This is a genomic window from Wolbachia endosymbiont of Tettigetta isshikii (genome assembly GCF_041154185.1).
Lineage (GTDB): Bacteria > Pseudomonadota > Alphaproteobacteria > Rickettsiales > Anaplasmataceae > Wolbachia.
Map to the genome: position 1 here is coordinate 1 of NZ_JBFTEN010000031.1, position 10,905 is coordinate 10,905.

The 10,905-nt window shown below is 36.6% G+C and carries 13 protein-coding genes and 2 tRNA genes; 3 read left to right on the forward strand and 12 right to left on the reverse strand.

What is annotated here, in order from left to right; all coding sequences use genetic code 11:
• The 4 genes from AB6N09_RS05330 to carA all read right to left on the reverse strand — a co-directional run.
• A partial coding sequence (locus tag AB6N09_RS05330; RefSeq protein ID WP_411131898.1) for a GTP-binding protein occupies window positions 1–417 on the reverse strand: 417 nt, incomplete at its 3' end.
• A 78-nt stretch (window positions 418–495) separates the two neighbouring features.
• A tRNA-Gly gene (locus tag AB6N09_RS05335) sits at window positions 496–567 on the reverse strand.
• A 4-nt stretch (window positions 568–571) separates the two neighbouring features.
• A tRNA-Tyr gene (locus AB6N09_RS05340) sits at window positions 572–654 on the reverse strand.
• 113 nt (window positions 655–767) lie between these two features.
• Window positions 768–1,913, reverse strand: a complete 1,146-nt coding sequence (carA, locus tag AB6N09_RS05345) for a glutamine-hydrolyzing carbamoyl-phosphate synthase small subunit (protein ID WP_411131899.1) — start codon at window positions 1,911–1,913, stop codon at window positions 768–770.
• A 205-nt stretch (window positions 1,914–2,118) separates the two neighbouring features.
• Between carA and AB6N09_RS05350 the strand changes: the two genes are divergently transcribed.
• Window positions 2,119–2,595 (forward strand): hypothetical protein, encoded by a 477-nt coding sequence (locus tag AB6N09_RS05350; protein WP_411131900.1) that lies wholly within the window; start codon window positions 2,119–2,121, stop codon window positions 2,593–2,595.
• Between the two features lie 63 nt (window positions 2,596–2,658).
• On the opposite strand, the gene fmt is transcribed toward AB6N09_RS05350, so the two are convergent.
• The 8 genes from fmt to recJ all read right to left on the reverse strand — a co-directional run bounded on the left by fmt (window position 2,659) and on the right by recJ (window position 9,162).
• Window positions 2,659–3,567, reverse strand: a complete 909-nt coding sequence (fmt, locus tag AB6N09_RS05355; RefSeq protein ID WP_411131901.1) for a methionyl-tRNA formyltransferase — start codon at window positions 3,565–3,567, stop codon at window positions 2,659–2,661.
• A 19-nt stretch (window positions 3,568–3,586) separates the two neighbouring features.
• Entirely contained in the window at window positions 3,587–3,952 is a 366-nt protein-coding gene (rplT, locus tag AB6N09_RS05360) for a 50S ribosomal protein L20 (RefSeq protein ID WP_411131902.1), read from the reverse strand.
• 20 nt (window positions 3,953–3,972) lie between these two features.
• Entirely contained in the window at window positions 3,973–4,179 is a 207-nt protein-coding gene (gene rpmI, locus AB6N09_RS05365; RefSeq protein WP_041046057.1) for a 50S ribosomal protein L35, read from the reverse strand.
• Window positions 4,180–4,332: 153 nt separating this feature from the next.
• Complete coding sequence (locus AB6N09_RS05370; RefSeq protein ID WP_411131903.1) at window positions 4,333–4,776, reverse strand: PAS domain-containing protein; 444 nt, start codon at window positions 4,774–4,776, stop codon at window positions 4,333–4,335.
• 148 nt (window positions 4,777–4,924) lie between these two features.
• A complete protein-coding gene (locus tag AB6N09_RS05375; RefSeq protein ID WP_411131904.1) occupies window positions 4,925–5,305 on the reverse strand; it encodes a MerR family transcriptional regulator in 381 nt (126 codons plus the stop codon).
• Entirely contained in the window at window positions 5,298–5,603 is a 306-nt protein-coding gene (locus AB6N09_RS05380; RefSeq protein WP_411131905.1) for an HU family DNA-binding protein, read from the reverse strand. The genes AB6N09_RS05375 and AB6N09_RS05380 overlap by 8 nt, the downstream gene beginning before the upstream one ends.
• 54 nt (window positions 5,604–5,657) lie before the next feature.
• The gene (locus tag AB6N09_RS05385) at window positions 5,658–6,845 is read right to left on the reverse strand and encodes an MFS transporter (RefSeq protein ID WP_411131906.1); all 1,188 of its coding nucleotides are present in this window, start codon (window positions 6,843–6,845) and stop codon (window positions 5,658–5,660) included.
• 577 nt (window positions 6,846–7,422) lie between these two features.
• Window positions 7,423–9,162 (reverse strand): single-stranded-DNA-specific exonuclease RecJ, encoded by a 1,740-nt coding sequence (gene recJ / locus AB6N09_RS05390; protein WP_411131909.1) that lies wholly within the window; start codon window positions 9,160–9,162, stop codon window positions 7,423–7,425.
• A gap of 141 nt (window positions 9,163–9,303) precedes the next feature.
• Between recJ and AB6N09_RS05395 the strand changes: the two genes are divergently transcribed.
• Entirely contained in the window at window positions 9,304–9,831 is a 528-nt protein-coding gene (locus AB6N09_RS05395; RefSeq protein ID WP_411131907.1) for a c-type cytochrome, read from the forward strand.
• A gap of 1 nt (window position 9,832) precedes the next feature.
• Complete coding sequence (locus AB6N09_RS05400) at window positions 9,833–10,579, forward strand: alpha/beta hydrolase (protein WP_411131908.1); 747 nt, start codon at window positions 9,833–9,835, stop codon at window positions 10,577–10,579.
• Window positions 10,580–10,905 lie beyond the last annotated feature (326 nt).

Here is a 10,905-nt window from a genome sequence, read left to right on the forward strand (position 1 = left end):
ATCGTGATCAGCAACATCAGCTTTATTTATGTATACCACAATATGCTTAACACCAACTTGCTTTGCCAGTAATATGTGTTCCCTTGTTTGTGGCATCGGGCCATCAACCCCTGACACTACCAATATTGCCGCATCCATCTGCGCTGCACCCACTATCATATTTTTTACATAATCAGCATGCCCGGGACAATCAACGTGTGCATAATGCCTCTTTTCCGTCTGATATTCAACGTGTGCTGTTGCGATCGTTATTCCTCTTTTCCTCTCTTCTGGTGCTTTATCTATTTGATCGTATGCTACAAAATTCCCATAATACTTTGTTATCGCCGCTGTCAATGTCGTCTTCCCATGATCCACATGCCCTATTGTCCCCACATTCATATGCGGCTTGCCAAATGCTTCTACTACTTGTGTCATAATCTAAACTTTTCTACCTAAAATACAAATACATAAATAAACAATATGTTGATTTTATAAAAACACAACAAAAAAAAGAGCGGATAGTGGGATTCGAACCCACTCCACTAGCTTGGAAGGCTAGAGCTCTACCAATTAAGCTATACCCGCACAATGGAGGAGGTAGGATTCGAACCTACGTACGCTTTCGCGGACAGATTTACAGTCTGTTACCTTTAACCACTCGATCACTCCTCCACAAAATTTGTTAAGAGAGCATTACCCCAGTATCTTAACTTAATCTTTTATTATATTTAATATTAAATGTCTAAAACTAAAAAATCAAGCAATAAAACCTTGCCAGGTTAAAATTATGCAGACTTCATTTTATGTAACTCAATATTGTTAATAAAGCGCCTAAATAGATAATGTGAATCGTGCGTACCTGGAGCTTCTTCTGGGTGATATTGTACAGAAAAAACCGGGTAATTCTTCATCATTATTCCCTCTATACTATTATCAAACAGAGAAATATGAGTAACTTCAACGTCACTTGGTAGAGAAGATGAATCAACAACAAATCCATGATTTTGGCTGGTGATCTCAACTTTTCCGTCATTTACATTATAAACTGGATGGTTACTTCCTCGATGACCAACATTCATCTTGAAAGTCTTTGCTCCTAAAGTAATTGCAAGCAATTGATGACCCATGCATATACCAAAGACTGGTATTTTAGATTTTATAATAACGTCTATCTCTAGAATCATACTTTCTCCTACTTCTTGTGGATCACCAGGACCATTTGAAAGTACTATACCATCTGGATCCATACTTAATATTTTCTGAGCAAAACCTTTATCTGGCTTAATCAGTTCAATTGCGCAACCAAGTTCTATTAAGCGTGAAACTATACTAGTCTTCACACCGAAATCAACCACCACAACTTTGTATTTTGCGTTAAGATCGTTTTTAAAGCTATTACTTAAACTGGCTTTATTGATTATCTCTACTCCATTTAAAGGTTTGTATTTCTTCAATTCATCCAGCAGATTCTCTATTACAAGAGTAGTTTGGTCATCACAGATTCCAGCGTCACACATCGGAAAGCAGGTCAACGAGCATATAATTCCACTTTGGGATCGATGTTTTTGCAAATGCCTCGTCAAGGCTCTAGTATCAACTCCTGATATTCCAACTACATTATTTCTCTCCAACCAATCATTTAAGCTGATACATGATGAAGGATGAGATGCAGAAGAAAGTTCACGCATAATCACACCACTTGCAAAAATTTCCTTTCCTCCTTCATTATCTTTGCTGTTTATCCCAATGTTGCCAATATGAGGAAAAGTGAACATTATAATTTGATCGGCAAAAGATGGGTCAGTTATAGTATGCTGGTAACCAGTGATACCAGTGGTAAAACAGATCTCACCTATGCACTTGCCTTTCTTACCTACTGATTTTCCTAAAAAGTACTTACCATCTTGTAAAACTAAAACTGCATCTTGCACTCAATTCTCTCTAACTGATCCAAAACAGTATATAAATATTCTAAACAATACGTAACTCCTTCTAAAACTTTAAACTTAACTATAAGTTAATAGAAAATAACACAAAAACCCTTTACAATACATTCTTTCACAAAAAATATATCTTGACCACCTTCGCACTTCGTGTTAAATATAAATAAATTATTAAACAAAGTGGAGGGTTACAATGCCTGATAGCGGAAATCAATCTAAAAAAACAAATGGGAAGTGGTTGGCTATAGGAGCTGGCTCACTATTACTTGTAATGATGCTACCGTCAATTCTTCTTTTAGCAAAAATAGCTATAGGATTAATTATACTTCCATTTGTAGCAATAGCGATGAAAGTTGCTTTAAAAGCAATATCTAAAGTCTTAGAAAATAAACAGGAAGATCAAAACCAAACAACACAAAGCAAAATTATAAACCTAGCTATTGGATTATTATCTATACTTGTAGGTGGGCTATCGCTATTCACAATAGCACAAATTGGTTTAACTGCAACATATGCAGATGTAGCTGCTTTAGTTCTATACGCGTATTTTAAAGATAGAGAAATAGGTAAAGACATAAACAAAAAACTAGATGGAATAGCTGACAGTACAACTGACTTTATTGTTAGCAACATTGAAAGACTTATTCCACAACAAAGCCGTCAGGAGTAGCTCACTTTATGTCGCATTGTCTGTCTGTGTTTTGCCACTACAGGATAGCTGCAGGGGTTTTATTTACTCTATAAGCTTTTTTATCATGCTAAATTTTAACCCACGTACAAAATCTTCAACGTTGCAGGGGTTTCTTCCTTCCATTTGCACAACTTTAGGAATTAAAGTGCCGCCCCTCAAACTTATGTGCATATTATCATTAACAATCTCACCTCGCGCTGAAGTTAAAGAAGCATTTAATTCAAAGTCAGCATCCAGTATCCTGAAACGTTTATTCCCTATTTTGACAAATGCTTTGGGATAAAATGCTTTAACTTTCCTATAAGCAACTTCGCAAGTATCACCCGCATAAATTTTATAGTCTTCCACTTTATCAGCGTAGTACGCATTATCATCGTTTTGTTCTGAATGAACCTGTTTTTCAATTTCATTTAACACTTCCATCAGTAAATTGCTACCCAGCGCAGACAGTTTATCATGCAATGTCTTGTAATTGTCATTTTTTTCAATCAGAAATTTTTTCTGTTTTAAAATAGGGCCAGAATCTAATCCTTCGTTCAATTGCATAATGCTAACCCCAGCCTCCTGGTCTCCCGCCAAAATCGTGTGCTGTATGGGAGCTGCACCACGCCATCTAGGCAGCAGCGAAGGATGAATATTAATACAACCATATTTAGGAATATTCAAAATTTCTTTTGGAAGTATCAACCCATATGCAGCAACAACTGCAACGTCTGGTTTGAAACTTCTAAACTGTTCTTGCTCTGCCGAAGATTTTAGAGAGGTAGGAATACAGACCTCTATGCCATTTTCTTCAGCAATAACACGTATCGGAGATTTCGTCAGTTTCTGTCCACGCCCCGAAGATTTCTGGCCCTTGGTATATACTGCTATTATCTTATTCTCTGACTTCAATAACAAGCTCAGCGCACCAACAGCGAATTCTGGTGACCCCATGAAAACAACTCTCATCGTGCTTTGCTTAAAGAAATCAAGAATTTTCTGCTAATTTGCCGCTTACAGTTTCTACTAGCTCTGCAAAATCACCTTTATAATTAACAGCCATTTCAGCAAGGACTTTTCTATTTAAACTAATTCCAGCAAGCGTGAGGCCATACATGAATCTACCATAAGTAAGCCCATGCCCTCTTACTGCTGCATTGATACGTATTATCCACAGGCTGCGAAAATCGCGCTTGCGGTTTCTTCTGTCCCTGTAGGCATATTGTAATGCTTTTTCAACCCTTTGTAAAGCAATTCTGTAACAACTTTTTGCACGTCCTCTATAGCCCTTTGCTAACTTTAATATTTTCTTGTGACGAGCATGAGTAGTGACCCCACGTTTTATTCGAGCCATTCTATTTTACCTCCATTTTGTTAAATACCATAAGGCATGTAAAGCTTAACTATACGCGAGTCAGATTTACCAAGAATCGTTGTACCACGCTGGTTACGGATGTTGGATTTACTCCTCTTTATCATGCCATGCCTTTTGCCTGATTGAGTAGAAATAACCTTGCCTTTAGCTGTAAGATTAAAACGCTTTTTAACGGAAGATTTGGTTTTCAATTTCATTCTCTTCATATAAATTCACAAACATTATCACCGAATTCTTTAGTAGTAATTAGTTAGTAATATAAACAACTTTATTAAAGAATTAAATAGTATTGCAACTTACAAACTACAATACTACTATAGTATGTAATCTGAAGCTACAATACAAGCTAAAATTGCATATTAAAGAAGCTTAAATGTAATTACACCCAATATATGCGTTATACCTTCTCTATCTCCAAGCGGCAACAATACTTGCCTCATTTTAACACTTTCACTTTCTTCTTCCTCATTGATTGGACACTTGCTATCTACTACAGCATCGAGTTTATCAATAACTGCGTCCACTTTATATAGTCGCAAAAATGGTGCATCAACTGCATATTTATTATCAATGCACATGTTCTTTTCAAAACCATAGAACTCAACAGCCTTTTCTCCCGCATTTTCACAGATATAACCTCGGTCATTAACTTCAGTAATAAAACAATGCTGCCAAGATTCCATTATTTCGGCAGTATCTATCTCATGCCTTTCCGGCCAGTCTCTATCTGACCCTTTTATTTCACCCCAGTACTGAGTCACTACATTTGCTATTCTTCTTTCTTTGCCTGCGTAAATTTCCATTCCAACATCCACACAAAAAATATAGATATAAGCTGAATCTACTGTGAATGTGTTGATTTTTTCTTAATCGCAAGTTACATATTAAAAGGGTTCCCGTGATGTTTGGGAATTTAAATGGGTACCTTTTTAACGATTCTTTAACGTGAGCTCACACTTTCTTGATTGGTCCTCCGGCTATATGACATACATCTGCACTACACTTACGGCTACCTTCTTCACTATTTATTTTACTAATTAAATAGTCTCTTAGGTCGGTAATCTCTTGTAATAAATCCTTTGAGCCGCGATCGATTTTTACATCATTATTAAATTCTTTTTGCACTCCTTTTATTGTATATCCTTTATCATATAACATATACTTTATTTTCTTTATAGCCTCGATACACTCATGATCATATAGCCTTCTTCCCTTAGGTTTTATGGGTTTAATTTGACGAAATCGGCTTTCCCAGAATCTTAAAACATGCTGTTCCACATGTAGCTCTTCAGCTACTTCTCCGATCGTGTAGAGTAATTTTTCCTTATTCATTGATTAATTTTTTTATCACTTTTGAAGGTCTAAAAGAAACTGAATTTCTTTCCTGAATTACTACTTTTTTTGGTGTATTTGGTATATTTCCTGGTCTTTCCTTCTTTTTTTTAACCAAGAACGTCCCAAAGGATGATATTTTGACTATTCTATCCTTCACTAAGCCTACCTTTATCTCATCCAATATATCGCCTATTATCGCAGCAGAGTCTTCTTTTGATAAACCAATTTCTCGATTTATGTCCTCAGCTATTGTTGCTTTAGTTACTGTCATATCTTTTGTTACAACGTAATCCATAATTTATTATAATATGTGAATATAATATAACAATTGACTCAAGATTCAGCTACTTTATTTTTTATGGTATGTCTCTTTTGTAGCATAATTTAAAATACTGGCAGCTGCCAATGCTGCAAATATTGTAAGAAGCGCCACTTGATGATCTGTAAAAAGTGCTAGTGTTGATGCTATAATTCCACCAACGATAAACATAAATCCATTGATAACAGATGACGACGTGCTAATGCGCTTTCGCTCTACAATTTCACTGCCAACAGTAAAATTAAGCATATGTCCTCCCGCAAAAAACCCAAACATTAACATACAAGAATATATGATATGAACCGTCAAATGGCTGCATAGTAAAATAATAATCGAAACGCCCTGTAGCAGAGCGAAAGCGGAGATTACATGCTTTCTATTTTCAAATAAGTTTGAGATTCGATCTGCAATCGGCGCACCAATTGCAAGACCAAGCCATAACACTGCAGTTGCTATACCTGAGCCCATTGCATCAAGTTCTGAGTTGCTCAACAACCTTCGTGCCCATAAGGTGTTAAGCGCTAAAAATGTTCCAAAAGTAATAGCACCCACTATTGAGGTTATCCAGATATCTTTTAGTTTTAGCACTGTGAGCACAGAACATATTACCGTTTTTATTGAGCTTTTTATTGTGTATTTTTCTAAACTTTTTTCTGAGAGTGCTTCTGGGTAGAAGAACATAAGCACAAATATTGACACGCCAAGTAGTATTATGCACACAATTAGATTTTTCCAATATATACCTTCAGCGAGAAAGCTAGAGAACAATATTTGAATCACCAGTGCAGAAAGGCTTGAAATTGTCTGTACCAGCGAGAACATCAGCCCAAATTGAGCAACGCGAAAACAGATACTACTTATATGAGCAGCCCCAACAAAGCCAAATGACGCTCCAATTGCAATCAACACTTGAGATAAAATCAAATGGGAGAAGTTTTCACTATTAATGAGAACAAGAAACCCAAGGATCATAGTTGATAATGAGAAGAAGTAAATTTTTTTGCTGGAAAAAGTATTAAACATCGCCCCACTAAAAAACTGTGAAATGGCAAAAGTCCAATTATAAGCTGAATTTGCCAGTGCAACTTGCGCAATCGTGAGCCCAAGTTCTTTTTCAAGGTCTACGCTTATAAAAGTATAAATTATCTGCATGTTGCTGAATATAACAATCAAGTTACCAATCAGCCAAACGAACCAAGCTTTAGCCTTGCTTTCCATAAGATTTACTTTTACAAGTAATTTATTGACACTAAGTCTCTTTTGAGACTATAACTCTTTGATGATTGATGACACTTAATCGAATATAAAGTATCAACTAACATAAGTTACCACTTTAATGTCTTAAAGTTTTATATATTTATTCTAATATAAAACCAAAAGAAAATCTAATAATTTTAAGAAATAAATTGACTTTCCGATAACGAAAGTTGGTGTAACCTTCATGCTTAAGAAATTTACTAAGTGAGAAAAAAAGGCAAAAAAAACTCTAAGGCAGCTAGTATCCAAATACTCCCTTGTCTATTTGACGTTCCACACTGTCTTAAACGACTTATAAGCGCGTTTCAGCTTGTATAGGCAAAAACCTAGAAGTCTAGGTGAAATTAATAAAGACATGAGGTGCGCATAGTGCAAAAATTTAAACATGAGACGCCAAGTACCCTAAGTTTTTTGTCATTAATCTACTGCAGAGATTGCGAAGATAAATAAATAGCTTCAGTACTATAATAAGGGAGTCGGCGAAGGTTGTCAAGTAGTTTTTTTGTTTTTATTGCTAATGCTGAGATTAATAGGCAGCTCAGCTAATAGTCAATACATCCTCTATCAAAAATTGTACAAACTCATTGCCATTCGAATAATTCATAGAGATTTTGCCCAAAATAGCTTCAACATTACCCTTCATGATAGCAGAACCAAGATGAGTATTTGCAGAACGAAACGCAATAGCTCTAACCATAGCATTATCGTCAGCAATTAAGCATTTTATATGGTCAACTCCTATAACTTCAGGCTTCCTGATCTTTGCTCCTTGGATAATAAACCTCGGCTCAGGATTGCCAACACCAAATGGCTCTAAGCGTCGCAGTTGATTCCACAGGGATAAGTTTATTGCCTTAGCAGTTACTATACCGTCGGCTTTTAAAGCTTTATTATGCGTAAAGTGTGCAAACTTCTCAGTAAAAAAGTCATATAAATCGTTTATTTTGTCTTCCTTAATCGCAAATCCTGCTGCCATACTATGGCCGCCACCTTCAATAATCAGATCTATAAATTTTGCAGAAAGAACTGCAGCTCCGATATCAATCCCACGAATCGACCTGCAACTTGCTTTTCCTATTTCACTGTTTAAAGATATCACTATCGTTGGCAAGTGGAATCGCTCTTTCAGCCTTGATGCAATTATACCGATTATTCCATGATGCCAATTGCCACTTACCATTATAAAATTCGCACCTGATTTCAAGGACTTTTCCGCTTGTGTTGTGGCTTCTAAAATAGCCTCATTTTCCATCATCTTCCTTGTATTATTCAAGTCTATTAATTTTAGCGCGATGGAATGCGCCTCCTCTTCATTATCTGTAGAAAGCAGCCTTGCACCAAGCGACGCTTCTCCGATCCTTCCTCCAGCATTTATGCATGGCCCAATATTAAAACCCAGCCGGGAAACACTTGGTTTTTCGAGAATTCCTAAAGCATCAAATAAAACGCGCAAGCCAACATTTTTTCTTGCTGACATCACTTTTAATCCTTGTGAGACAAATGCTCTATTAAGGCCAGTGATCTGCATAACATCACAAACAGTACCAAGGGCAACCAAATCTAGCAGATCAAATAAATCTGGTTCTTTTCTGTTGGTAAAAAACCCCTGTTCACGCAGGCTTTTGTTAAGAGCAACAATTAGCAGAAATGAGACTCCAACTGCTGCAAGGTTAGTATAAGAGGAGCTCTCATCGAGGCGTTTTGGATTAACAACTGCTACAGCGCTTGGTAGCTTTTCTGTGCCAAGGTGATGATCGATAACTATAATATCAAGACCGAAGTTCTTGGCATCCTCTATCGGTCGATATGCAAGTGTGCCGCAATCAACGGAAATACATAAATCAATTCCTTTCTTTTTGAGTTGCAATAAAGCGTCTGCATTTAATCCATAGCCCTCATTAACACGATCTGGAATGTAGATTATAGAGTGTATACCAATCGCCCTTAGGTATCTGTTAATTAATGCTGATGATGTTGCACCATCAACATCATAGTCACCGAATATTGCTATGTTTTCACCATTATTTACTGCCCGTATTATGCGGCAAACAGCTTTATCCATGTCAAGAAGATGAAAGGGATCTGGTAATAGCGACCTGATTAGTGGATATAAGAAGTTACCTGCACTTTCTACATTAACACCGCGAGTAACAAGTGTCCTAGCTAGTATTTCTGGTAATTCAAATTTTTGAGTAAGGGTTAAAATTTCCCTTTGATCTGCTTCGTGTAACCTCCACAGTGCATTTGTTATACTGCGCTTTTCAATATCAAGTAGCATATTTTGTAAGTAAAACAAAACCACTTTACCAGGATTTTTGATTTTGCTCTATTAAAAGATGAAACAATCCATTTTGAGGTTAATTATTTGCTGTTTGCGAAAATATTCGCATAATTTAAGCAACATCAATTGATAAAAGTTATGGAGCTTAATAAGATTGCAGCATCAATTTTACTTTCTGGGCTGATTATCGTGACAGTCAGCAATGTGGTTGATATGCTCTACAGCCCGGAGAAATATAAGATTGAACACCAAACGATAGTAGCTGCTGGCGGTGGCGGACCTCAGCAAAAAATTGAGCAAGTAGCGCTTGACATCGGAGCGCTTATGCAGAATGCTAGTTTTGAAAAAGGCAAATCAGCAGCGAAGAAATGTATAGCTTGCCATAGTTTCGAGAAAAGTGGAGCAAACAAAGTAGGACCAAACTTATGGAACATAGTTGGAAGCAAAAAAGCACACCTTGGCAACTCATTTAACTATTCAAAAGCAGTGCTCGAAAAGGGCGGAAAGTGGGGGTATGAAGAGCTATTTGCTTTCCTGAAGAATCCAAAAGCTTATATAAAAGGTACACGTATGGCGTTTGCAGGTATTTCCAATCCCCAAGAAATTGCAGATTTAATCAGCTACTTGCGTCAACTAAGCGATAGCCCCGTTGATTTACCAAAGTAATATGGATTACTGTAAACTATTCGTTGAAGGTGGCAAGTACATAGCATATCGAAAGCTACAGGGAAGGAGAGCTTCTATAGTCTTTTTTGGTGGGTTTGCATCAAATATGAATGGAACTAAAGCAACTGCTATTTACAAATTTTGCCAAGAAAATGATGTAGCGCTTGTGCTATTTGACTACTTTGGCCACGGCCATTCAAGTGGTGATTTCACTGATTACACGATAAGTGATTGGCAAAAAAACTGTACTAGAGTAATCAATGAATTAACTAGCAACAAACAGATAATTATAGGCTCAAGTATGGGAGGGTGGCTGATGTTGCTCACTGCTCTTCAATTTCCAGAAAGAATTGCGGCATTGATTGGTGTATCATCTGCCCCTGACTTCACTGAGGATTTAATATTCAAGCAGTTATCAGGTAAGCAAAAAGAAGAACTAGATTCTAAAGGCGTAGTGAACTTTACTTCAGGGCGTTGTGCGTACAAAATAACCAAGAATTTGATAGAAGACGGCAGGAAAAACCTTCTTTTAAATAAGGAGACAATAGACATAAACTCTCCTGTACACTTATTACATAGCATTAACGATAAAGATGTTCCTTACCAAACCTCATTAAATTTAGCTGAAAAAGTCAAATCAACCGATGTTGAGGTGCACTTGACAAAATCAGCGGAGCATAATATGTCTGACAGCCATTCATTGGAAATTTTATTTCAGACCATTAGAGAATTTTTGCCCACTATATAGTTATATCTAAAGTAATTGAGGTTTACCGATGATTAAAAAACCTCCATTTTGCATAGCTTTTAGTAGCGCGTTGGATTCAACAAAAACAAAAAAAACTACTTGACAACTTTCGCCGTTACCCTTATTATAGTACTCGAGGTATTTAATTATCTTCATCTGTACAGGTTAAACGACAAGAGTATTAAGATTGGCGTCTTATGTTTAATTTTTTGCACTATGTACACCTTATGTCTTTATTAATTTCACCTAGACTTCTAGGTTTTTCCCTATACAAGCTGAAACGTGCTTATAAGTCGTTTAAGACAGTATAGTACGCCAATTTGCAG